23 protein-coding genes are annotated in these 22,929 nt (G+C 46.0%); 20 read left to right on the top strand and 3 right to left on the bottom strand.

All coding sequences use genetic code 11. The annotated features are described in order from the left end of the window. Positions 1-3: 3 nt before the first annotated feature. From BN1234_RS15985 to BN1234_RS15915, 15 genes are all read left to right on the top strand, one after another. Positions 4-906 carry an ABC transporter ATP-binding protein gene (locus tag BN1234_RS15985; protein ID WP_054957663.1) on the top strand — a complete coding sequence of 301 codons (903 nt, stop codon included), beginning with the start codon at positions 4-6 and terminating at the stop codon, positions 904-906. Then, positions 899-2,194, top strand: coding sequence for an ABC transporter permease (locus tag BN1234_RS15980; RefSeq protein ID WP_054957662.1), 1,296 nt, complete (start codon positions 899-901; stop codon positions 2,192-2,194). Before BN1234_RS15985 ends, BN1234_RS15980 begins: the two co-directional genes overlap by 8 nt. A gap of 186 nt (positions 2,195-2,380) precedes the next feature. Then, positions 2,381-3,586: a TraB/GumN family protein gene (locus tag BN1234_RS15975; RefSeq protein ID WP_054957661.1), complete on the top strand. Its 1,206-nt coding sequence runs from the start codon at positions 2,381-2,383 to the stop codon at positions 3,584-3,586. 169 nt (positions 3,587-3,755) lie between these two features. Next, positions 3,756-4,130 (top strand): ArsR/SmtB family transcription factor, encoded by a 375-nt coding sequence (locus BN1234_RS15970; RefSeq protein ID WP_054957660.1) that lies wholly within the window; start codon positions 3,756-3,758, stop codon positions 4,128-4,130. Positions 4,131-4,396: 266 nt separating this feature from the next. Next, a complete protein-coding gene (locus BN1234_RS15965; protein ID WP_054957659.1) occupies positions 4,397-5,371 on the top strand; it encodes a cation diffusion facilitator family transporter in 975 nt (324 codons plus the stop codon). A gap of 73 nt (positions 5,372-5,444) precedes the next feature. Then, positions 5,445-6,041 carry a YdhK family protein gene (locus tag BN1234_RS15960; RefSeq protein ID WP_054957658.1) on the top strand — a complete coding sequence of 199 codons (597 nt, stop codon included), beginning with the start codon at positions 5,445-5,447 and terminating at the stop codon, positions 6,039-6,041. A 229-nt stretch (positions 6,042-6,270) separates the two neighbouring features. Continuing rightward, on the top strand, positions 6,271-7,251 hold the full coding sequence (locus BN1234_RS15955) for a LacI family DNA-binding transcriptional regulator (RefSeq protein WP_054957657.1): 981 nt from the start codon (positions 6,271-6,273) through the stop codon (positions 7,249-7,251). 1 nt (position 7,252) lies between these two features. Next, on the top strand, positions 7,253-8,131 hold the full coding sequence (gene rbsK / locus BN1234_RS15950) for a ribokinase (protein WP_054957656.1): 879 nt from the start codon (positions 7,253-7,255) through the stop codon (positions 8,129-8,131). A gap of 1 nt (position 8,132) precedes the next feature. Continuing rightward, positions 8,133-8,531 carry a D-ribose pyranase gene (gene rbsD / locus BN1234_RS15945; protein WP_054957655.1) on the top strand — a complete coding sequence of 133 codons (399 nt, stop codon included), beginning with the start codon at positions 8,133-8,135 and terminating at the stop codon, positions 8,529-8,531. A 16-nt stretch (positions 8,532-8,547) separates the two neighbouring features. Then, positions 8,548-10,029 carry a sugar ABC transporter ATP-binding protein gene (locus BN1234_RS15940; RefSeq protein WP_054957654.1) on the top strand — a complete coding sequence of 494 codons (1,482 nt, stop codon included), beginning with the start codon at positions 8,548-8,550 and terminating at the stop codon, positions 10,027-10,029. A 1-nt stretch (position 10,030) separates the two neighbouring features. After that, positions 10,031-10,999: a ribose ABC transporter permease RbsC gene (gene rbsC / locus BN1234_RS15935; RefSeq protein WP_054957653.1), complete on the top strand. Its 969-nt coding sequence runs from the start codon at positions 10,031-10,033 to the stop codon at positions 10,997-10,999. A 14-nt stretch (positions 11,000-11,013) separates the two neighbouring features. Next, complete coding sequence (gene rbsB / locus BN1234_RS15930) at positions 11,014-11,931, top strand: ribose ABC transporter substrate-binding protein RbsB (RefSeq protein ID WP_054957652.1); 918 nt, start codon at positions 11,014-11,016, stop codon at positions 11,929-11,931. 189 nt (positions 11,932-12,120) lie between these two features. Beyond that, complete coding sequence (locus BN1234_RS15925) at positions 12,121-12,888, top strand: hypothetical protein (RefSeq protein ID WP_245640196.1); 768 nt, start codon at positions 12,121-12,123, stop codon at positions 12,886-12,888. Positions 12,889-13,024: 136 nt separating this feature from the next. Then, positions 13,025-13,798, top strand: coding sequence for a MerR family transcriptional regulator (locus BN1234_RS15920; protein WP_054957651.1), 774 nt, complete (start codon positions 13,025-13,027; stop codon positions 13,796-13,798). 166 nt (positions 13,799-13,964) lie between these two features. Continuing rightward, positions 13,965-15,380 carry an alanine/glycine:cation symporter family protein gene (locus tag BN1234_RS15915; protein ID WP_054957650.1) on the top strand — a complete coding sequence of 472 codons (1,416 nt, stop codon included), beginning with the start codon at positions 13,965-13,967 and terminating at the stop codon, positions 15,378-15,380. 81 nt (positions 15,381-15,461) lie between these two features. On the opposite strand, the gene BN1234_RS15910 is transcribed toward BN1234_RS15915, so the two are convergent. After that, positions 15,462-16,070: a class I SAM-dependent methyltransferase gene (locus BN1234_RS15910; RefSeq protein WP_245640195.1), complete on the bottom strand. Its 609-nt coding sequence runs from the start codon at positions 16,068-16,070 to the stop codon at positions 15,462-15,464. A gap of 94 nt (positions 16,071-16,164) precedes the next feature. After that, a complete protein-coding gene (locus BN1234_RS15905; protein ID WP_054957648.1) occupies positions 16,165-17,583 on the bottom strand; it encodes an NAD-dependent malic enzyme in 1,419 nt (472 codons plus the stop codon). A gap of 195 nt (positions 17,584-17,778) precedes the next feature. Here BN1234_RS15905 and BN1234_RS15900 point away from each other — a divergent pair, with 195 nt between their 5' ends. From BN1234_RS15900 to BN1234_RS15885, 4 genes are all read left to right on the top strand, one after another. Further along, positions 17,779-18,057, top strand: a complete 279-nt coding sequence (locus tag BN1234_RS15900) for a hypothetical protein (protein ID WP_054957647.1) — start codon at positions 17,779-17,781, stop codon at positions 18,055-18,057. Between the two features lie 222 nt (positions 18,058-18,279). After that, positions 18,280-19,182 (top strand): ROK family protein, encoded by a 903-nt coding sequence (locus tag BN1234_RS15895; protein ID WP_054957646.1) that lies wholly within the window; start codon positions 18,280-18,282, stop codon positions 19,180-19,182. A gap of 23 nt (positions 19,183-19,205) precedes the next feature. Next, positions 19,206-20,204 carry a Gfo/Idh/MocA family protein gene (locus BN1234_RS15890; protein WP_054957645.1) on the top strand — a complete coding sequence of 333 codons (999 nt, stop codon included), beginning with the start codon at positions 19,206-19,208 and terminating at the stop codon, positions 20,202-20,204. After that, entirely contained in the window at positions 20,201-21,193 is a 993-nt protein-coding gene (locus BN1234_RS15885) for a Gfo/Idh/MocA family protein (protein ID WP_054957644.1), read from the top strand. The genes BN1234_RS15890 and BN1234_RS15885 overlap by 4 nt, the downstream gene beginning before the upstream one ends. 65 nt (positions 21,194-21,258) lie before the next feature. Here the strand turns inward: BN1234_RS15885 and BN1234_RS15880 are convergent, their stop codons facing one another. Next, a complete protein-coding gene (locus tag BN1234_RS15880) occupies positions 21,259-21,921 on the bottom strand; it encodes a hypothetical protein (protein WP_054957643.1) in 663 nt (220 codons plus the stop codon). Positions 21,922-22,218: 297 nt separating this feature from the next. On the opposite strand from BN1234_RS15880, the gene BN1234_RS15875 reads away from it, so the two are divergent. After that, complete coding sequence (locus tag BN1234_RS15875) at positions 22,219-22,563, top strand: S1 domain-containing protein (RefSeq protein WP_054957642.1); 345 nt, start codon at positions 22,219-22,221, stop codon at positions 22,561-22,563. Positions 22,564-22,929 lie beyond the last annotated feature (366 nt).

Below are 22,929 nucleotides of genomic sequence, written 5' to 3'. Positions count from 1 at the left end.
ACCATGCAACGATTGCAATTGGACAATGTGGTTAAGGTGTATGCTGACAAAACAGCAGTGAATCAAATTTCGCTTCAAGTAGAAGAGGGAGAAATATACGGACTTCTCGGTGCGAATGGCGCTGGTAAAACGACGACTATGCGTATGGTGCTAGGGCTTATTTATCCTGACGAAGGTACGATTCTTTATAATGGCAAGCCGTATAGTAAAGAGCTGCGGAGAATTATGGGGTACCTGCCGGAAGAACGCGGACTATATCCGAAGGTCAAGGTGAGTGAACAAATTATCTATCTGGCACAGCTTCGGGGGATGTCCGCGAAGGATGCGGATAAGAGTCTCCGTTACTGGCTCGACCGGTTCGAAGTGCCTGAATACTATAATAAGAAGATTGAAGAGCTGTCTAAGGGTAACCAGCAGAAGATGGGCTTTATAGCGGCGGTTGTACATAATCCTGAAATTTTGATTCTGGATGAGGCGTTCAGCGGATTGGACCCGGTTAACGTGGAACTGCTGAAATCTACGGTGAAAGAACTGCGTGATCAAGGCACGAGCATCCTGTTCTCGACACACCGGATGGAGCATGTGGAGGAGCTGTGCCAGAACATTACGATTCTGCATCGTTCGAATACCGTTGTAAAAGGGAATTTGAAAGAGATTAAGTCCCGTTATCCTCGGGAAGAAGTGGTGTTAGGTACTTCGGGTGAAGTAAACGGACTAGAGAAGCTGCCGGGTGTAACCGGAGTGCAGCGGACAGAGGACGGTTACTCCATACGCATCAATGATGTCAATGCCGCGCAGGCAATTTTGAATACAGCAATGTCGCAAAGTGTACTCCACCGATTTGAAGTAAAAGAACCAACGTTAAACCAAATATTCATTAAGGCGGTAGGTGAATCCAATGAATAGTATGTGGACTGTAATTCGATTTACATTTATGAATAAGGCGAGAACCAAGTCTTTTATCGTCTCTACTCTAATCTTTGCACTTCTCATTACCATCGGTATTAATCTTCCATTTATTATTCAATTGTTCAGTGGCGGTGACAAAGCAGAGGGACCTGCCCGAATTGGTCTTGTGTATGAACAGCAGCAAGGTCTGGCAGAAGATTTAACGAAGTCGATGAGTACTATTACTCCGAACTATGAGCTGGTGAAATATGATACATTCGACGAAGCTACCCTTAACAAAGATGTGACTGAAGGTGTAATTGAAGGATATATTCGATTTGAAGCGCAGGAAGGGAGCTCATTTCCGGCCGTAATTTACAGCTCGGAAGACGATGCGATAAGCCCGGAGCTCCAGTCAACACTGCAAGCGGCTCTCCAAGGGCCGAAGATCCGGGCTGTAGTAGAAGGATTAACGCTGACAGATGAGCAGATTAATGAAATTAACATGCCTGTTATCATTAATGCTCAGAGTGTAAGCGATCCGGAGAACGGGGAAGCCGGAAATGCTTCTGGAGAAGGCGAGCATAGTGACCCTATCAATTATGTGGTTGTATACGTACTTGTTATTTTGTTCTTCGTTACGCTGATGGGAACAGGTAATATGATTGCTTCGGAAGTGACAACGGAGAAAAGCTCCCGCATTATGGAGATCTTGATTACAAGCGTGTCTCCGCTGAGCCAAATGTTTGGTAAAGTCATCGGTATGTTCCTGCTTGGGTTGGCACAGATTGCTGCCTTTGGCGTGGTTGTAGCTGTGAACCTGGCGCTGCCGCACAATATTGATGCCTTGTCGGAGCTTGATTTGAATCTGGGTGCAGTGGATCCGATGCTGCTGGTATTCGGGCTTGTGTTCTACATCCTGGGATATTTCCTCTACGCAGTCATTTACGCTGCAATCGGTTCTATCGTGAGCCGTACAGAGGACCTTGGTCAAGCGATTATGCCGGTTACAATGCTATCTCTTGCGGCATTCTATGTTGCGATCTTCAGTCTAAGCGCACCGAATTCCATGCTGATGAAGGTATCGTCTTACATTCCATTCATCTCGCCAACTTCCATGATCGTACGTATTGGACTTGGAGATCCGCCATTATGGGAAATCCTCGCTTCCGTTGCCGTTCTGATCGTCTCGATCTTCCTCTTGGGCTGGTTGTCAGCGAAGATTTACCGCACCGGCGTACTGATGTACGGAAAGCGTCCGAGCTTGAAAGAGATCGGTAAAGCGATGAAGGCTTATAAGATGTAATAAGGTATTAGAACAAAGAAAGAAGAAGCAGGTAGTGTAGTAGTCCAATGTAGTAGTAATTGGTTTGAAAAGTCGTGCAGATAGAAGACAGCAGGATAAGACATAAGAAGAGCGACTATATCATGAGTTAATGTGTTTGGAAGTTGTACGGATCACACTAGTATTCATAACTAAAGGAGAACTAACATGAACATGTGGAAAAAATCGCTCTTATCACTCATTATCTCTGCGAGTATGCTTGTATCGGCGGCGCCGGCATGGGCTGCTCCGCAGCAGCCTGTACTGAAGATCAATAACGAGCAAGTCAAATATGCAGCAAACGCACCGGTAGTTGAGCAGGGTACAACGATGGTGCCGCTGCGAACAACACTTGAAGCAATGAATGTGAAGCTGTCGGGTGTACAGGATGGAACCATTCATGTTGTCGTAGACGGCAAGCAGATCACAGTGAAGGGCAAGACCAAATCGATTAAGGGCGTAACTTATGCGCCAATCCGAATCATTGGTGAGGCTGCTGGCTACGAAGTACGATGGGATCAGAAATCCCGAACGGTGCTTCTTCTCTCTAAAGCAGCCAAGGAAGGTGCCCGGGGCTTTATGTGGGAAGTGGAGCATAACGGAAATACCGTGTACCTCGTCGGATCGATTCATGTGGCAGACGATAGCTTCTTCCCGCTGCGTGAGGAGTTTGAGGAAGCTTTTGCCGAGGCCGATTATCTTGGTGTAGAGATCGATATCAGCAAAGCGGCAGATGAAAAACAGCAGCAGCTTATTACGAATATGAGCATGTATCAGGATGGTACAACACTGAAGGATCATGTATCCAAGGAAACGTATGAGCAGTTAACAGCCATTCTGAAGCAATTCAAGCTGGAGACAAATGCGATGGATGCTTTTAAGCCATGGGTTGTCGAGTCAACCCTCAGCAGTCTGCAATGGATGGCTGCAGGCTATGAAGCGGATGCCGGGATCGATCTGCATTTCATACAGAGAGCAATAGAGCGCAAGCTGCCGATTGTAGAGCTGGAATCCTACCAATCTCAACTGGGAATGTTCGATAATTTCTCTAAGGAGCTTCAAGAGAAAAACCTGAAGAATACGCTGGACAATTTCAATGTCCTCGATGATAGTATGGAGCTAATGGCCGATATGTGGAAAACAGGTGATGACCAGCGGCTGCTTGAGTTTACCGACAGTATGGCGGTTGATCCGGAATATAACAAAGCGATGCTGATCGACCGGAATATCGGTATGGCTGATAAAATCGAGGGGTATCTTAATAGCGGCAAGAAAGAAGAGTATTTCGTGGTTGTTGGTGCAGCACATTACCTGGGTGAGCATGGAATTATTAAGCTGCTGCAGGATAAAGGCTATAACGTAATTCGCAAGTAGTACCTTATATGGATAAAGACTAAAAAACTCCGCCGCTTCGGCGGAGTTTTTTAGTCTGCGTGAAAAGGATGGAGGAATACACTGTAATTCTTAATCGTAATCCTTCCGTTTTTCATAACGCTCCTATACAATAGAGAGGAAAGTGCAGAACAGGAATGGTGGTGAAAGAATGGAGAACAAGGGCCCTTCTCAGGATGAATGTGATGTAACATGTCCAGGTACAGAAGCTGATCTCATGCAAGTGAAAACAGCGATGATGGATGAAGATACAGCGATTCAGGTAGCGGATTGGTTTAAGGCATTCAGTGACCCGACCCGGGTGAAATTGATTAATGCTTTATTGCAGAAAGAGCTATGTGTTCATGACCTTACGGTCTTGCTGGACATGGGCCAGTCGGCGATTTCCCATCAACTGCGCTATCTTCGCAACATGAGAATTGTTAAGCGGCGTAAAGTAGGGAAGACGGTATTTTATTCGCTGGATGATTCCCATATTGAACAAATATTTACGCAGACAATTCAGCATGCTATTCATGATCAATGAGTGCGGGTGGAGTGAATGCTCCCTTTTCGACAAAATAAATAATGAGAACTCAAACTGACCGTTTCCGGGTATTTTACCTGAAACGGTTATTTGACTTTCTGAACCTATGTTTTAAACCTACGCTCGTGCATGATCGCTGGTAATATTTATTGAATTGATCATTGACACGAGTGTTTCAGGATGCATATAATATGGTTAACATATGAATAGTTGCTCATGTGTTTGTTATAAATAAAATCGTTGAAATAAAAAGGGAGAGAATTCAAATGTCTGGACACAGCCACGATCACAGTCATGCTCAAGGCCATAACCACGTGCATACGAACAACAAAAAGGTATTACTGGTCTCATTTATTATCATTACTATCTATATGATTGTTGAAGCCGCTGGAGGAATTATTACGAACAGCCTTGCGCTGTTGTCCGATGCGGGGCATATGCTATCTGATTCCATTGCATTGGGAATTGCACTGCTCGCGTTTACCTTTGGAGCAAAAGCTGTAAACAGCGGGAAAACGTATGGTTACAGAAGATTTGAAATTTTGGCTGCCACACTAAATGGCATTACGTTAATTGGGATTGCGCTATATATTTTCTATGAAGCTATTGAACGGTTCGTGAATCCTCCAGAAGTTGCCACTGTCGGTATGCTGATTATTAGTACGATTGGCTTGCTTGTTAATGTGTTAGTCGCCTGGGTTATGATGCGGGGAAGCGATACGGAGAATAACCTGAACATGCGCGGAGCTTATCTACATGTTCTTAGCGATATGCTCGGATCTGTTGGTGCTATTGCTGCAGCTTTATTGATGATGTTCTTCGGCTGGGGCTGGGCAGACCCGCTTGCAAGTGTTATTGTTGCGGGGCTCGTTCTGCGCAGCGGGTATTTTGTTACCAAGTCATCCCTGCATGTATTGATGGAAGGTGCTCCTCAAAATGTTGATCTAAATAATGTTGTTGAAGCAATGGAGCAAGTTGACGGTGTTAAAGGGATTCATGATGTCCATATTTGGTCAATCACCAGCAGCTTGAATGCTCTCACAGCTCATATTGTTGTCGATGGTAGCAAAACGATTTATGAAACAGAAGCTATGCTTCGGGATATTGAGCATCTGCTCGAACATAAAGATATCCATCATACTACCTTGCAGATTGAGTCAGAGAAGCATTTGCATGATCATTCCATATTGTGCACGGTCAAGGCAGGTACTCCAGATGCGCATGCACATCATCATCATTAATATGGATTGAAGGATGATTGGATCACAGCGAATAGCTTTAAGTATGGAATAAGGAAGAAAGGAGATAGAATAAATGAACAACAATAAGATCATAACCGGCATCATATCAGTAGCTACTGTCTTTGCTTTAACTGCTTGCTCTGGAAATGATACCCCGACAACTCAAGAATCCCAAGGGGATTCGACGACCAATACGGAAATGAATAATGATACCAGTTCTTCACATCATGGCATGAACCACTCCGGTTCAGGAGAAGTCCCAACCGATTTAACCGTTGCTGAAAATCCGAAATATCCTGTTGGCAGTCAGGCAGTTATTCATGCGGATCATATGGAAGGCATGGATGGAGCCGTTGCAACCATTGCGGGCGCTTATAATACTACGGTATACACCGTTTCTTATACTCCCACTACGGGTGGCAAGAAGGTAGAGAATCATAAATGGGTCATTCATGAAGAAATCGATAACCATCATCATGAATCCTATAAAGCCGGAGATGAGGTCACATTAAATGCTGACCATATGGAAGGTATGCACGGTGCTCATACAACCATTGATTCCGCAGAAACAACTACTGTCTACATGGTAAACTATAAGGATACCAAAACTGGTGAGGAAGTCATGAATCATAAATGGTTAACGGAAGAAGAGCTGGCCCCTGTAAAATAAATGCAAGTGATAAGCTCCCCCTTGTGGTAAGCAGGTGAATCATAACCTGTTTACTTAAAGGCGGGGGCTTTTTTGTCTAAGCTGGGAGATGAACCTTAGATAGAAATAACGGGTAAGTCGACCCGCAGTAATCCACTTTATTCCATGACCATTAAAACGCTTGCAGACGAAAAAATGATATGTTATTGTATACCTGTAACCGGTTACACATTAGTGGGGAGAAATGAATATGGCAACGATTAAAGAGGTAGCAATGACAGCTGGAGTATCGGTTGCAACCGTCTCAAGGGTCCTGAATCAGAATGGATATGTTCATGAAGATACCCGCAGGAAAGTGGATGAGGCGATTGCGAAGCTGAATTATACACCCAATGAAGTAGCACGTTCCTTATTTAAGAGAAAATCGAAGCTGATCGGGCTGCTGCTGCCGGACATTACGAATCCTTATTTTCCACAGCTGGCACGCGGCGTTGAAGACGAGATGCAGGAGAATGATTACCGTTTAATCTTCGGAAACAGCGATGAACGACGGCAGAAAGAGATGGATTATATCCAGACCTTCGTTCAGAACAATGTAGTTGGCGTAATCTCATCTACGAATGATCCGGATACAGATATCTACACAGGGTTAAAGATCCCGATGGTATTCCTGGACAGAACCTCAAGCGGCCAGCCATCCGTGTACGCAGACGGACGGGAAGGCGGCAAAATTGCTGCCCGGGAGCTGGTGAAGCGTGGCAGTAAGCGGATCACCGTGCTGCAAGGTCCGACACATGTACAGCCTGCCATAGATCGTTATGAAGGCGCGATTGAAATTCTTGAAGAACAGGACGTCCACTATAATGTGCTTGAGACGACATCCTTTTCTTTAACCGACGCCGAGGTTTGGGCTAAAGATTTGTTTGGTAAATATCCGGATACCGATGGCATTATAGCCAGTAATGATATCGTTGCATCCGCGGTGCTGCAGGAAGCGCATCGGTTAGGGAAAAGGGTGCCGGAAGAAGTACAGATTATTGGGTTTGATAATATTCCTTTAAGTAAACTGCTTGCCCCATCACTTTCGACTGTTCATCAGCCGGCATATGAAATGGGACGGGCAGCGGCACAATTACTTATTCAACTGATTGAAGGACAATATACGGAACAACAACATATGAAATTTCCCGTGAAATTTATAGAGAGAGAGACAACGAGAAAGGTGGATTAAGATGACGAAGATTACGGTGGTTGGAAGCGCTTCAATGGATCTGGTTGTGACCTCCTCGAAGCGTCCGGCTGCAGGGGAAACGGTGCTTGGTGAAAGCTTTAAGACGGTTCCCGGCGGCAAGGGAGCTAATCAGGCGGTAGCTGCAGCAAGGCTTGGAGCCGAGGTAACGATGATTGGACGTGTCGGTGATGATCACCTTGGGCAGTCTATTCTGGATAATTATAAGGCCAACGGAATTATTACGGAATATGTGGAACCGGTTACAGGTATGGCAAGCGGTACAGCTCACATTATCCTGGCTGAAGGGGACAACAGCATTGTGGTGGTGAAAGCAGCTAACGACATGGTTACCCCGGCATATGTTGATCAAGCAGTAGAGGCGATCAGGGCAGCGGATATCGTCCTGGTTCAACAAGAAATTCCGGAGGAAACGGTAGTTCATGTAAGTGAATTATGTGCGAAGTACAATGTACCCTTGATGCTCAATCCTGCACCTGCACGACTACTGCCGAAAGCTGTTATTGAACAGGCGGCTTATATTACGCCGAATGAGCATGAAGCAGCGATTTTGTTCGGAGATGAGCCGCTCGGAGATATCCTCCGTCGTTATCCTAACAAGCTGATTGTGACGGAAGGCAAGAAGGGAGTCCGTTATTTTGATGGTACGGATGAGGTTGTCGTATCTGGCTATAAAGTTGAAGCGGTGGATACAACCGGTGCCGGAGATACGTTCAACGGTGCATTTGCTGTAGCGTTGGCGGAAGGGAAGAGTCTTACGGACAGCTTGAAGTTCGCGAACCGGGCCGCGTCCCTGTCGGTTACGAAATTTGGAGCACAGGGCGGCATGCCAACTCGCAGTGAAGTAGAAGGGAGCCTCTAATATGAAAAAGAACGGGATACTGAACAGTCATATTGCTAAAGTACTGGCTGATCTCGGACATACGGATACCATCGTCATTGCAGATGTTGGTTTGCCGATTCCGCCAGGGGTACCCAAGATCGATCTTGCTCTTAGATTAGGGCAGCCCAGCTTCAGCGAGGTGGTTGACGCGGTTGCTGAGGACATGGTGATCGAGAAAGTGACGATTGCGGAAGAAATGAAGACGGACAATAAGGCAGGACTTGCGTATATCCAAAAACAATTTCAGGATTGTGAATTAGAAGCGTGCTCGCACGAACAATTCAAGGCGTTGACTCGAAATGCCAAGGTGATTATCCGTACGGGCGAAGCGAAGCCTTACGCGAATTGTATTTTACAGGCAGGCGTCAATTTCGGTTAAGAAGGAGGGCGGCATCATGAATATTGAAATGAAGAACATCCATAAAGCCTTTGGTACGAACCGTGTTTTGACAGGAGTGGATTTTGATCTCCGTGAAGGAGAGGTCCATGCATTAATGGGTGAGAACGGTGCGGGTAAATCCACACTGATGAATATTTTGACCGGTCTTCACAGCCGGGATGAAGGTACCATTCTTATTGATGGGCAGGAGACGTATTTCGACAACCCGAAGGAAGCAGAAGAGAAGGGTATTGCTTTCATACATCAGGAATTGAATATTTGGCCGGAAATGACCGTCCTGGACAACCTGTTTATCGGAAAAGAAATGACATCTAAATTCGGCCTGCTGAATATGAAACAGATGAAAGAACTCGCTAAAGAGCAATTCCGCAGATTGTCGGTGACCATACCGCTCATGCAGGAGGCCGGTGAATGCTCCGTTGGACAGCAGCAGATGATTGAGATCGCCAAAGCCTTAATGACACACGCAAAAGTAATTATTATGGATGAACCGACATCTGCTCTGACAGAACGGGAAATTGAGAAGCTGTTCGAAGTCATTCAAGCACTGAGAAAAGAAGGAGTCTCCATCGTATATATTTCACACCGTATGGAAGAGATTTTCGCTATTTGCGACCGGATTACAGTCATGCGTGATGGCAGAACGGTCGATACGAAGGCAATCCCGGACACTCATTTTAATGAAGTCGTCAAAAAAATGGTTGGACGGGAGCTTACAGAGCGTTATCCGGAGCGCCATCCGTCTCCTGGTGAAGTGGTGCTTGAAGTGAAGAACATCAGCAGTAAGGGACGGTTTGAGGATGTAAGCTTCTCGGTTAGAGCAGGAGAGATTGTCAGCTTCTCAGGTCTGATGGGAGCCGGACGCACAGAGATCATGAGAGCGATCTTCGGTCTGGACAAGCTGGACAGCGGTGAAATATGGGTTCGAGGCAAAAAGATAACGATCAAAAAACCGGTGGATGCAGTTAAGCACGGCATTGGTTTTATTACAGAAGACCGTAAGGATGAAGGCCTTGTACTGGATTTCTCGGTACGAGAAAATATGGCTCTGCCGAATCTGTTCAGCTTCTCTTCCAAAGGCTTTATATCCGAGAAGAAGGAGAAGGAATTTGTAGATACCTTGACGAAACGCCTGATGATTAAAACACATTCATCAGAGACGGCTGCCCGTAATTTATCAGGTGGTAACCAGCAGAAGGTAGTCATCGCGAAATGGATCGGCATTGGTCCGAGCGTACTTATCCTGGATGAGCCGACACGTGGTGTAGACGTCGGAGCGAAACGGGAAATTTACCAGCTGATGAATGAGCTGACGGATCGGGGTGTTGCGATTATCATGGTCTCCTCCGAACTGCCGGAGGTCCTCGGAATGAGCGACAGGATTCTGGTCGTGCACGAGGGCAAGATTACCGGTGAAGTAGACCGCGAGCATGCGACACAGGAACATATCATGACTTTAGCTACAGGAGGACAGTAAAATGACAACAATGAATGATGCTAAGGCTGGAAAAGGGTTCAAGGTGTCGAACGTAACGCAGAAACTCGGACCGCTTCTCGGATTAATAATCCTGATCATTATCGTGTCTGTCTTAAATCCAAGCTTTTTAGAGCCGCTTAACATTCTGAACCTGCTTCGTCAGGTATCCATTAACGCTTTGATTGCTTTTGGTATGACGTTTGTTATTTTGACAGGCGGTATCGATCTTTCGGTCGGTTCCATACTCGCACTCTCCAGTGCATTTGTCGCTAATATGATGGTATCCGGGTTTGACCCGATTCTTGCGATTATTCTCGGCGTTGCGCTTGGCGGCGTGATGGGTATGATCAACGGCTTGATGATTACAAAAGGAAAAATGGCTCCATTTATCGCAACACTCGCAACAATGACGATTTTCAGAGGACTTACGCTTGTCTATACAGAAGGTAATCCGATTACCGGTCTTGGTGACAGCATGGCCTTCCAGCTGTTTGGCCGCGGCTATCTGCTCGGCATTCCGGTTCCGGCAATTACCATGATCATTACATTTGCAGTGCTGTGGGTTATTTTGCACAAAACTTCGTTTGGTCGAAAAACGTATGCTATTGGCGGTAACGAAAAAGCTTCGATTGTATCGGGTATTAAAGTATCGCGTGTGAAGATCATGATCTACTCCCTGGCAGGTATGCTTTCTGCTCTTGCCGGTGCGATCCTGACTTCCCGTTTGAATTCCGCGCAGCCAACAGCTGGTACTTCGTATGAGCTGGATGCTATCGCTGCTGTAGTATTGGGTGGAACAAGCCTTTCCGGTGGACGAGGACGGATTGTAGGTACGCTGATCGGTGTACTTATTATCGGAACATTGAATAACGGACTGAACTTGCTCGGCGTCAATTCCTTCTATCAGATGGTCGTTAAAGGTGTCGTTATCGCGATTGCCGTACTGCTCGACCGGAAGAAATCGGCTTAAGGGGAGAACTAACGATGAAAAAAACAACTTTGTTCCTTGTATCATTGATGCTGGTCTTTTTGACAGGCTGCTCTCTCGAACCGCCTGAGTGGGCGAAGCCTAGTACCGACGGAGATGTAAAGGATTTGAAAATCGGCCTTTCCATTTCGACACTGAATAACCCGTTCTTCGTATCGCTGAAGGAGGGCGTTGTATCCGAGGCATCCAAACAGGGCATTGAGGTCGTCGTGGTGGATGCTCAGAATGACTCTGCTAAACAGAGCAATGACGTGGATGACTTGATTCAGCAAGGCGTGAATATGCTGCTGATCAACCCGACCGATTCATCTGCGATTTCTCCGGTGGTTCAGACGGCGAACAGCTTGGGTATTCCCGTGATTACGCTTGACCGTTCTGCAGAGAAAGGTGACGTAGAAACCCTGGTCGCTTCAGACAACATCAAGGGCGGACAGATGGCCGCTGAATATATGGTTGAAAAGCTTGGTAAAGGTGCCAAGGTCGTTGAGCTGGAAGGCGTACCGGGTGCTTCCGCTACCCGTGAGCGGGGCAAAGGCTTCCATGACGTGGCAGACAAAGAGCTGAAGGTGGTTGCCAAGCAATCCGCTGAATTTGACCGGACAAAAGGATTGAACGTAATGGAGAATCTGCTTCAGGGAAATCCGGGTATTAAAGCCGTGTTCGCTCACAATGACGAAATGGCGCTTGGTGCAATTGAAGCCATTCAAAGTACAGGTAAAAACATTATGGTTATTGGCTTTGACGGAAACGAGGATGCGTTGAATTCCATCAAGGCGGGTAATCTGACCGCAACGATTGCACAGCAGCCTGATTTGATTGGACAGCTTGCCGTGAAGGCCGCTGTAGATGTACGCGAAGGTAAAGAGGTAGAGAAAATGATCGCGGCACCGCTGAAATTGGTGGTTAAAGAATAAAGGCAGTTTACATGAACATAGTCTGCTTTCCTGGATGCTGTCCGGGAAGGCAGGCTTTTTCTTTTGGAAACATTCAGCGAACATTCAGCTTATCCTAAGCCTCTTATCATCTTCCACTAAGTTTGTCCTCAGGTTAATTCCTTATACTTCGTTATGTAAGGCGAAAATATATTGATAAGGAGACTTTACATGATGAATCATATCGGAAAGAAAGTACTGGTAAGCAGCATTGCTGCCAGTGTATTGCTCGGAGGAGGCTTGTACGTGCAAAATAATACATTTGCAGCAAGCACAGATTCATCCACCGTCAATACAGACAAGAACACTTCAGGAACAGCCTCCTCATCGGTTGATGAGAAGAGTAAGAGGGATGGGGATAGAGGGAGACACCACGGCGGGTTTAGAGGCGGGAATTTAATGAGCAATACCGCCGAAGTGCTTGGTATGGAGGAGAGCGAGATTCGGACACAGCTCGGGGCAGGTAAGACTTTTGCGGAGATCGCGGAAGGGAAAGGCGTGACTAAAGAAGTCTTTTTGCAAAAACTAATAAATAAGGAAACCAGCAAAATCGAAGAGCGCCTGAGCGAAGGCAAGCTTACAGAGACCCAAGCAGCAGAGCAGAAGGAGAAGCTTAGTGAACGATTGTCGCAAGCCATAGAGAGCAGTGATATGGGACGAGAAGGACATGGAAAGGGAAAAGGAATGGGGCATGGCCCAGGCCGATTCGTGAATCCAGAAGAAATTGCTGAAATACTCGGTATGACAGAGGATGACCTGAAGGCAGGACTTCAGGAAGGAAAGTCACTTGCTGAGCTTGCGTCTGCAAAAGGAATTTCCGAGGATGATCTGATTCAGAAGATGAAAGATCAAATGACAGAACCCCTGAAAGAGTGGATAAACGAGAAGCATACCGCGTCCGACAAGAAGGCAGACACAGAAGAAGCTGAAGCTAATTAATAGAGCAGCATTATAGCTATGATGATTAGATCGGTGCCGAATAATGGTTATCGGTCTTTTTTACATAAACAATAAAATAAGTGTTGACCTTAACGTTACGTCAAGGTGTAAATTGAATTTGTAAGGAGGTGAACGCATGGAATACACCGTACAGAAGCTGGGACAGCTGGCAGGGGTCAGTACAAGAACGCTCCGCTATTATGATGAAATCGGTATTCTGAAGCCAACAAGACTGAGCTCATCCGGTTACCGTATTTATGGTCAGGCAGAGGTGGACCGATTGCAGTTAATTTTGTTTTACCGGGAGCTTGACCTGCCGCTGGACCAAATTAAAGAAATCATCACATCGCCTTCTTTTGACAGCATAACAGCGCTTAAGCATCACCGGGAGCAGCTTCAGCACAGAAGAAAACAGCTGGACCTATTAATAAGAAATGTGGACAAGACGATTGCATCCACGGAAGGGAGAATTATAATGAGTGATCAAGAGAAGTTCGAGGGATTTAAACAGAACATGATTCAGGAGAACGAGAAGAAGTATGGCAAGGAGATTCGCGGGAAATATGGTGAGGATGCAGTTAATCAATCCAACGCGAAGCTGAAAGGAATGACTCCGGAGCAGTACGAAGAGGTCACCAGACTTGAGAAGGAAGTGAAGGCAGCGCTGTCCGAGGCGTTCAAGCAGGGAGACCCGGCAGGTGATCTTGCTCAGAGAGCAGCAGACCTTCACAAGCAGTGGTTGACGTATTACTGGCATGAATACAACAAGGAAGCCCATGCAGGCCTGGCTCAAATGTATGTTGATGATGAGCGTTTCAAAGCGTATTATGACGCAGAGCAGCCGGGAACAGCCGAGTTTCTGAGAGATGCCGTTTTGATTTATACGAAAATGAATGAGTTTGGGAAATAATCTAACAAATATAGGTCATCCTAAGCATGGGATGGCCTTTTTTGTATGGAGGAGCACTTCAGTAAATCTCCACAATTAACCGCTTTTTAATAAGGATGTGTGCAGGTTATAATATGACTTTCAGAGATTTATTAGTGACTAGATTATACAACGAGAGGAACATCATATGGAGCAAGCTATTCAATCTTTTATCAATGCTACGAATGATTTTATTTGGTCAAAGTTGTTAATTGTGATGCTGATCGCTGGTGGTCTGTATTTCACTTACAAAATGAGATTTATGCAGTTCCGCCTCTTTAAAGAAATGATTCGGGTTATAAAGCATTCCACGGATAGTAAGCCCGGCAGCATTTCACCCTTTCAGGCTTTTGCGATTAGTATGGCAGCCCGTGTTGGTACCGGGAATATTACCGGTGTGGCCATAGCTATATCGCTTGGAGGCCCGGGAGCGGTCTTTTGGATGTGGATTATTGCGATCATAGGATCGGCGTCCAGCTTTATTGAAAGTACTTTAGCACAGATTTATAAAGTTAGGGATCATCATACAGGCGAATTCCGCGGCGGGCCTGCTTATTACATGGAGCAGGGCTTGAAAAAGCGCTGGATGGGTTCACTATTTGCGATCCTCATTACGCTGTCCTTCGGCCTAGTATTTAATGCCGTTCAATCGAACACGATCAGCGTTGCATTTAAGAATTCATTCGGTATAGACCGATTAACGCTGGGCGTTATTATGGCAGTATGTTTTGCAGTCATTATTTTTGGCGGTGTAAAACGAATTGCGAAGTGGTCTGAATGGATTGTCGTTGTATTGGCTGTGGCTTACGTGGGTACGGCGTTGTTTATAGTCACCGTCAATATTACTAAACTGCCGGAAGTCTTATCCCTGATCGTGAAAAGTGCCTTCGGCCTGGAGCAGGCTTTCGGTGGGGCAATTGGTGCTGCACTCATGAACGGAATCAAGCGAGGTCTGTTCTCTAATGAAGCAGGTATGGGTAGCGCTCCTAACGCGGCGGCAACCGCAAGCACAAGCCATCCGGCCAAGCAGGGTTTAATTCAGTCCCTGGGTGTGTTGATCGACACGCTTGTCATCTGTACAAGCACAGCGTTTATTATTTTGTTCACAGGCGCATACCAGATTACCGGACTGGATGGAATTGAATTGACTCAAGCAGCGCTTGGTATGCAATTGGGCCCTTGGGCTTCCGATTTTCTGGCTATCATGATTCTTTTGTTTGCCTTCAGTACGCTGCTGGGGAATTATTATTACGGAGAGACTAATATTGAGTTCCTTAATTCGAACAGGATCTGGCTCTGGCTGTACAGAGGATGCGTGATCTTTATGGTACTCTTTGGTTCAGTAACAAGCGTAAAGCTGGTATGGGATATGGCCGATCTGTTTATGGGATTGATGGCAATTGTGAATTTGATTGCCATTACACTGCTATCGAAGATTGCTTTTGAGGCGCTTAAGGATTATACGAAGCAGAAGAAAGCAGGTCTGGACCCTGTGTTCAAAAAGGACAGCATTCAAGGTCTTCAAAATGTGGAGTGCTGGGGCGAGTCAACAGATCAAAATTAATGCTATGAATGATGATTAAAATAATGAAACGCTGTAATTTGCGCTACGTGCCGCGAATACAGCGTTTTTTTTTGAGTGGAATTAAGTTGCTCTTGCCCATACCAGGTGAACCATTCCACCATAATAACGCTCGGATTTAATGATCTCCACACCAGAAGATTGAATGATACCGAGAATATCCCGGTTCAAGTGACAGCCGGATATTCGTCGGGCAGCAGGATTAACGAGATGCTGTACCGTGCCTAGCAGCTTGTTATCACTGATTCCATGCTCCATCAAGCGGATGGAGCCTCCCGGTTTGCACCACTCATTCATCATATTAATGGCGCGCAGAGGGTCCTCATAACCGCAGAGAGATAGGGTGGATACTACGCTGTCAAAGGATCCTTCGGGCAGTTGGAGTGTTTCGATATCATGCTGCTTAAACGTCACATCGAGATGTAACTCTGAAGCCATTCTCTCTGCACTTTTCAGCATTTCCGGACTGAAATCAACTGCGGTAAGGTCTACAGCATCCCGATTGTAGTAAGGGAAATTCGCACCCGCTCCGACAGCAACCTCCAGAACATTTCCTTCTATACCTTGGAGCAGCGCGCTTCTCCACTTGCCAAGCGTACGCTGTCTGCTATTGCGCTCGTAAGTGGGGGCCTGTTTATTGAATTTTCGAACAAGTGAGTCTTTATTCATCATACCTACTCCTCAAGGATATAATTGGACACCTGATTATAGAGCAGCTGGTATAGAGAAAGACCGGATGCATCAAACATCCGGTCTTGAGTTTACTCTACTTGTCACGCGGAAGCTTACGGGCAACACCGGAGCTTACCGCTGCTTTAACCACCAGCTCACGGATCGCCTTTACAACATTCTGGTTAAACACACTCGGAATGATATAAGAAGAATTACGTTCTTCATCCGATACTGCGGAGGCAATCGCTTCAGCAGCAGCCAGCTTCATTTCCTCATTTATCGTAGTTGCTCTGCAGTCCAGCGCTGCACGGAAAATACCCGGGAAGCACAATACATTGTTAATCTGGTTTGGATAATCGGATCGGCCAGTAGCCATGACACCGACGATATCCTCTATCTCTTCCGGGCGGATTTCCGGTGTCGGATTGGCCATTGCGAACACAATGGGGTTGTCCGCCATAGACTGTACATCTTCACGCTTAAGCAGACCCCCTGAAGAAAGGCCGATAAAGACATCTGCTCCTTTAATGACTTCTTTCAAGGAGCCTTGAATACGGTTCGGATTGGTGTTCTCGGCATACCACTGCCACATGCTGTTATTATAAGTATTTCCTGCTGTAATGGCACCCTCCCTGTCAACACCGATCAGCTCTTTAACTCCTGCAGACAAAAGAATTTTACTGCAGGCAACACCCGCTGCTCCGATACCGCACACCACGATTTTCACTTGATCAATAGTTTTGCCTACCACTTTCAGCGCATTGATGAGAGCCGCATACAGTACGACGGCTGTTCCATGCTGGTCATCGTGGAAGACCGGAATATCCAGCTCACTGCGCAATCTTTCCTCTATCTCGAAACAGCGCGGAGCAGCGATGTCCTCCAGGTTAATGCCTCCAAAGCCCGGAGCGATTGCCTTAATGCAAGCAATAATCTCTTCAGTATCCTGTGTATCCAGACAGATCGGGAAGGAATCGACACCAGCGAGCTGCTTGAATAACATGGACTTACCTTCCATAACGGGCATGGCTGCATAAGGGCCGATATTGCCCAGGCCAAGAACGGCGCTTCCATCAGATATGACAGCAACTGTGTTTCTTTTGATTGTTAAGTTATAGGCTTTCTTCGGATCCTCCTGAATAGCAGAGCATACGCGGGCTACATCAGGCGTATATACTCGGGACAGGTCGTCACGGTTCTGGATCGGTACTTTGGGCTGTGTTTCAATTTTTCCGCCCAGATGCATCAGGAAAGTACGGTCTGAAACATTGACGAGCCGGACGCCCTTCAGGTTCTTAACTGCGTCAGTGACTTTATGTATATCACTACTTTCGTTGACCGTAATGGTAATGTCGCGGACGGTAAGATGGCCGTTGGCTTGAATGACATCGATGGCGACCATATCTCCGCCTGCATCAAATATCGCAGAAGCGACCTGTCCAAATTTTATTTCCTGCGTATTCATTTCAAGCCTAAGAATAATGCTCTTTCCTCCGAGTCCTGTGTTCTCCATGATTACCTCCAGTTTGTATTCAATTTACTTGATGCGTACCTTAACAACTGTTAACATAACAACTGTTCGGGATTAGTGCAACGGTTCCTTTAAAAAGTTATGTGAATGAAAATTATTCATGTGGGGAATGAACGGAGCTGTTGAGTTTTCTGTGTCAAAATGACAATACATATACAGGATAGGAGTTGAATCGCTATGGGTAAAACACTAAACGAGCAGGAGCTTGTTGATTATATCTCAGGCAAGACACAAGCGGCCCCTCAGAACATTCGTCTGGTATTGAAGCATGAACAGGCGTATATCGATAATGCACATAAAGGCGCTAAGGGCGACATAGATATCGACAGCGATGATCTTGTGGATTATGTGATGAGCCGTAAGGATGTGAAGCTGGACGAGCTGACCGTGGAGAACATCCTGGATGCGGAGATGGATTATCTGATAAAACAGGGTCTTGCCGGTTATATGGATTAAGGAATAGAGAAGGTTTATCTCTGTGGGACAGACCTTCTTTTTCTATGTGATTTGATATTGATTACGATTACGAAATCCAGTAAGTTTATTAACAAATACAATGAAGGGAAGGGAATTTAGGATAAGAAATCGAATAATTAAAGCAGGACTAAGCAATTGTCCAATTTCTTGCTGTTAAATTTGATATCATCAGGAATTCACTCAGGAAAAGTGAGGTACAGAATGAAGCGCTGGATTGGAATCGACATTGGCGGGACAGAGATTAAAGGGGCTTTGGTTGATCCGGACGGGAATATGACAGAACCGATCACTGTGAAAACTCCAGCCCTGGAAGGCAGTAAACGAATTTTGGAAGCGGCTTCAGGGCTGATTCATACGCTTGAACAGCAGGCAGAGAATGCTGAAATTATCGGGATCGGCGTTGGTACAGCAGGTCGTGTTGACCGTTCTACAGGCAGCATCGTTTACGCTACGGATAATATGCCGGGCTGGACCGGAACAGAAATTAAGAAAGAGATCGAAAGACAGTTTCCATACCGAGTATCGGTTGAAAATGATGTAAATGCGGCTGCATGGGGAGAAGCATGGCTTGGGGCAGGCAAGGGAGTTCATTCCTTTATGCTTGTCGCACTCGGTACGGGCATCGGCGGCGCTTTTGTATACGAAGGAAAGGTTATACCAGGGCTGCGCGGCGGTTTTGCTGAAATCGGTCACCTCATTGTTGATAAAGATGGAGCTGCATGTACCTGCGGCCAACAAGGCTGCTGGGAAACGAAGTGCTCAGGTACTGCGCTCAGCCGGATTGCGAGTTCTGTGAATCCGGAATGGAGCAGCAGATATCTCGTTCAGGCGTATGAGGAAGGGATTCAAGAAGCAGCAGAAGCAATGGATGGTTATTTGTCCGACCTGGCCAGAGGTTTGATCTCTGTTCAGCAGGCATTTGATCCGGAATTAATTATTCTTGGCGGAGGGGTATCAGACGGATATCCGGGGTGGAGTAAGGAACTGAATGAAAAGCTCCAAGAGAAGTGTGTGCTGCCTGTTCGGCTTGCCAAGGCGGAACTGGGCAATCGGGCCGGTATTATCGGAGCCGTAAAGTGGGCAATGACGGATCAAGCTAATTAAGAACACAGAATGGAGGTTCTACTATGAAAATTGCTATTATTGGATGCGGAACAATGGGGATGATCTATGCCCGTAATTTAGCGACTATGCCTGACGTTCAAGTATGCGGAGTTGCAGACCTGATACAAGGGCGTGCGGATCGGGCGGCGCAAGCAAGCGGCGCTACCGCCTATACGGATTGGGAAGAGATGATTAAACAAGAGCAGCCGGAGATTGTTGCCGTATGCTTGCCAACATATTTACATAAAACCTTTGTGCTGAATCTTGCCGAGCGCGGCTTGCATGTTATTTGTGAAAAGCCTGCAGCTCTTACTCTGGAAGATGCCACAGAAATGGAGACGGTTTGCCGCGAGAAGGGTGTCCGGTTATTTATCGGACATGTCGTCCGTTTCTTCCCCAATTACCGGGATGCATACAAGAATGCGAAGTCCGGCAGAATTGGAGAGGCCAAAATGGCTCATTTCAAACGTTTTGGATCCTATCCGAAGGGAGTGGACATGTGGTATCATGACCGCACCAAAAGTGGCGGTGTCATTATGGATCTGATGATTCATGACATCGACTTTAGCAGCTGGCTGTTTGGTGATGTGGAGTCTGTATACGCTTCGATTACGAAGCCTTCTTCATCCGAAATGGAATATGCCCAGGTAACGATGAAATTTGTAAACGGAGCCATTGCTAACCTGACAGGATTTTGGGGTTATCCCGGGGAATTTACCACGCAGTTTGAGATCTCGGGTACAGACGGAATTATTCGTTTTGACAGCAATCAAGTTCAGTCGCTGGACGTCAAGAGAGTACACGAATCAACAGGTGAAAGCTCTGCAGTACAAGTACCTTCCAGTCCTATGGTGCATGATGCTTATTATCATGAACTACAACACTTTATCGATTGTATTCGTGATGGAAGCGAGCCAATCGTTAGTGCGGCAGATGCCTGCCGAGCTGTAGAGATCGCCTTGGCCTGTGAACAATCGGCGAAGACAGGACAGCCAGTTCGTATAGGAGGAATCACATCATGAACAAGATAAAAGTAGGTTTTATCAGCTTTGCACATATGCATGCAGCCAGTTACCTGCATGCAATGCTGCAGAGAAGTGATGTCGAAGTGATTGGTATTGCGGATGAGAATGCTGAACGTGTAGCTCCATTTACGACAGCTAATGGAATTGCATACTATGCAGATTATCAAGATTTGCTTGCACAGGAAGTGGATGCTGTTGTGATCTGCTCCGAGAATTCCCGTCATGCAGAGCTTACGCTTAAAGCAGCTGAAGCAGGCAAGCATGTACTATGTGAGAAGCCGCTCGGCCTGTCTGAAGAGGAGATGCTTCACATGATTCAGGTGTGCAAGGATCATGGGGTCCAGCTGATGACGGCGTTCCCATGCCGCTATCTGACATCTGTTCGTCAGGCGAAACAGGCAGTTGATGAGGGTGTCATCGGAGAGATTGTTGCAATGAAAGGGACGAATCGCGGTACGATGCCGGGCGGGTGGTTCATAGATAAGGAGCTGTCGGGCGGAGGAGCAGTGTTCGATCATACCGTTCATGTCATGGACCTGATGCACTGGTTTACAGGCAGTGTTGTCCAGGAAGTATATGCTCATGCTGAAACGCTGTTCCACGATACAGACATTGATGACGCAGGCATGGTCCACGTGAAATTTGCGAATGGCGTGTTTGCAGTTCTTGATCCAAGCTGGTCCCGGTCCCGCAGCTTCCCGACATGGGGAGACGTTACCCTGGAGATCATCGGAACCAAGGGAACTCTAATGGTCGATTCATTTGCTCAGAAGAACGATGTTTACAGCGATGCTGCCCAGAAAGCCAACTGGAGTTATTGGGGAGATGACATGGATTCCGGGCTCGTGAACAGCTTTGTCGACAGCATTATTCAAGGTAAGCCTGTTCAAATATCGGGTGAAGACGGTTATCTGTCCGCCCGCGTGGGGCTTGCAGCTTACGAGTCAGCCCGCCAGGGTAAACCCGTTCAGTTAAGATCAATCTGATCGTAAACAAGAGAGACATCTGTGAAGCATTCGCTTTGCGGATGTTTTTCTTTTTATTATGACATTTATTTACCTGCTCCTGATAATACGATTAACGTTGGATAACTAATAATCTCATCTTCATTGGTTTGATACTTTAGATTTTTGATTCCATCTTCCATTTCCTTTTCTGTCTGCTCGCTTCCATAAGTGAATTTATCTTGCTCCACGTCGGTAATAAGCCAGTTTTCGCTATGCTTCTCCAATGTATACTTCTTAGTAGTTGCGGTGAATGGGAGCTCATTCATCTCTTTATTCTCAATTGTATATATATTGACTTGATTGGACGAATTTCCTTTATACACATCCGATATACGAACCGTCGCACTGAGTTTATCCATACCCACTCCATGAATTAAATTAAGCATATGTTTCTTATGTTGGTCGTACTCCTCTTGCGACATATTCGCCAGATCATCTCTCGTGTAGGTTACATTATCATATCCGAATACGATCTCATCACTGATCGACGCCCAGTATTCCTCACTTACAATTCCATTTACAACTTTATGATATTGTTCATATGATTTGTTAAAGTAAATAAGATCATACTCACTCTCTTCAACTGACTTCACATTTTCCACCATCTGCTTCTTCTCCGACTGTCCCAAAGACGAATCAGAGGAACACGCAGCTAAAATGGTAATGAACAATAAAAGTAACCCGCGCGCAAAGATTTTAAATCTCATTCGAATCCACTCCCTTATTTTCGCCCATTTGCTTAACTAGAATACGCAAAAAGCCGAAGTTTGGTTTATATCTGTCTCAGTAAACAGGCGAGATCAACCAGCTTATGCTTCTTATTCGATGTGTTACTCTCATATTCCTGGCTGACTAGCCTTTCATATGTTGTTATCCATCGGACCTGGATCGACAGCCTATCATAAAAAGGATTTAGCACATCCATTCGTTGTAATAAATATTTCAGTGTCCAGGTAACCTTGTGCACGCTGGCAGCGTTTTATATGAAAAAGGAGGGAGCATCTGTGCAACGAAAAATGTTCCTGTTTGCTCTAATCGCACTCTTTGCAGCAACTCTGCTAACAGGCTGTAATAACTCCAGTTCAGCCTGCTACGCCGGAATTCTGATCGTTAACGACCAAGAATATTTGTTGAGTGGTGATGATGATAATAAATTTACAGCCGGAGAAAAGATAGGCGAGGTACAAACTAAAGTAAACGCCGATGTATTCCCTAAAGGCAATTTCTCATCCAATATATTAGAAGTTGGTGAAGAGATCTTTTCCTCAAACGAGGACAACGAGGTTCTGATCGTGAAGCGTGAGGATGAGGGCTACTTTAAGCTTAGTCGAAGAAATAAAGGTGATTGACCAGCACGAAGCAGCGGAACGGACGAAACAATTCCGGAGAAGCGAAGCGTTCGGCTACAAGCTTTCTGTAAGAAAGCTACATCGGAAGCATAGGCTGTCCTCGAATTTCAACATTGAGAAAATAAATCATGAAATTCGAGGACAACAGCGATTGGAGGAATGTTTCGACCGTGTAGCGTCTCACATCGCCCCAACAGAATGTTTCGACCGTGGAGCGGTCTCTACACCGCAACAATAAAGCATTTGTATCGCCTACCAAATAGAAAAACGCCCCCACAGGCCATACTGACCTGAGAAGGCGTCCTTTTCAGCTTGATACCAAGCATTAAAACCAAACGAAATAAATAACAACCGCCAGCAAAATAC

The organism is Paenibacillus dakarensis (genome assembly GCF_001373415.1).
In the GTDB taxonomy this organism is placed as follows: Bacteria; Bacillota; Bacilli; order Paenibacillales; family Paenibacillaceae; genus Paenibacillus_AQ; species Paenibacillus_AQ dakarensis.
This window is presented reverse-complemented; position numbering and strand designations above follow the sequence as displayed.

Coding starts and splice junctions, on each gene's coding strand:
- BN1234_RS15985 (WP_054957663.1), top strand. CDS start 4: ATGCAACGATTGCAATTGGACAATGTGGTTAAGGTGTATGCTGACAAA.
- BN1234_RS15980 (WP_054957662.1), top strand. CDS start 899: ATGAATAGTATGTGGACTGTAATTCGATTTACATTTATGAATAAGGCG.
- BN1234_RS15975 (WP_054957661.1), top strand. CDS start 2,381: ATGAACATGTGGAAAAAATCGCTCTTATCACTCATTATCTCTGCGAGT.
- BN1234_RS15970 (WP_054957660.1), top strand. CDS start 3,756: ATGGAGAACAAGGGCCCTTCTCAGGATGAATGTGATGTAACATGTCCA.
- BN1234_RS15965 (WP_054957659.1), top strand. CDS start 4,397: ATGTCTGGACACAGCCACGATCACAGTCATGCTCAAGGCCATAACCAC.
- BN1234_RS15960 (WP_054957658.1), top strand. CDS start 5,445: ATGAACAACAATAAGATCATAACCGGCATCATATCAGTAGCTACTGTC.
- BN1234_RS15955 (WP_054957657.1), top strand. CDS start 6,271: ATGGCAACGATTAAAGAGGTAGCAATGACAGCTGGAGTATCGGTTGCA.
- rbsK (WP_054957656.1), top strand. CDS start 7,253: ATGACGAAGATTACGGTGGTTGGAAGCGCTTCAATGGATCTGGTTGTG.
- rbsD (WP_054957655.1), top strand. CDS start 8,133: ATGAAAAAGAACGGGATACTGAACAGTCATATTGCTAAAGTACTGGCT.
- BN1234_RS15940 (WP_054957654.1), top strand. CDS start 8,548: ATGAATATTGAAATGAAGAACATCCATAAAGCCTTTGGTACGAACCGT.
- rbsC (WP_054957653.1), top strand. CDS start 10,031: ATGACAACAATGAATGATGCTAAGGCTGGAAAAGGGTTCAAGGTGTCG.
- rbsB (WP_054957652.1), top strand. CDS start 11,014: ATGAAAAAAACAACTTTGTTCCTTGTATCATTGATGCTGGTCTTTTTG.
- BN1234_RS15925 (WP_245640196.1), top strand. CDS start 12,121: ATGATGAATCATATCGGAAAGAAAGTACTGGTAAGCAGCATTGCTGCC.
- BN1234_RS15920 (WP_054957651.1), top strand. CDS start 13,025: ATGGAATACACCGTACAGAAGCTGGGACAGCTGGCAGGGGTCAGTACA.
- BN1234_RS15915 (WP_054957650.1), top strand. CDS start 13,965: ATGGAGCAAGCTATTCAATCTTTTATCAATGCTACGAATGATTTTATT.
- BN1234_RS15910 (WP_245640195.1), bottom strand. CDS start 16,070: ATGATGAATAAAGACTCACTTGTTCGAAAATTCAATAAACAGGCCCCC.
- BN1234_RS15905 (WP_054957648.1), bottom strand. CDS start 17,583: ATGGAGAACACAGGACTCGGAGGAAAGAGCATTATTCTTAGGCTTGAA.
- BN1234_RS15900 (WP_054957647.1), top strand. CDS start 17,779: ATGGGTAAAACACTAAACGAGCAGGAGCTTGTTGATTATATCTCAGGC.
- BN1234_RS15895 (WP_054957646.1), top strand. CDS start 18,280: ATGAAGCGCTGGATTGGAATCGACATTGGCGGGACAGAGATTAAAGGG.
- BN1234_RS15890 (WP_054957645.1), top strand. CDS start 19,206: ATGAAAATTGCTATTATTGGATGCGGAACAATGGGGATGATCTATGCC.
- BN1234_RS15885 (WP_054957644.1), top strand. CDS start 20,201: ATGAACAAGATAAAAGTAGGTTTTATCAGCTTTGCACATATGCATGCA.
- BN1234_RS15880 (WP_054957643.1), bottom strand. CDS start 21,921: ATGAGATTTAAAATCTTTGCGCGCGGGTTACTTTTATTGTTCATTACC.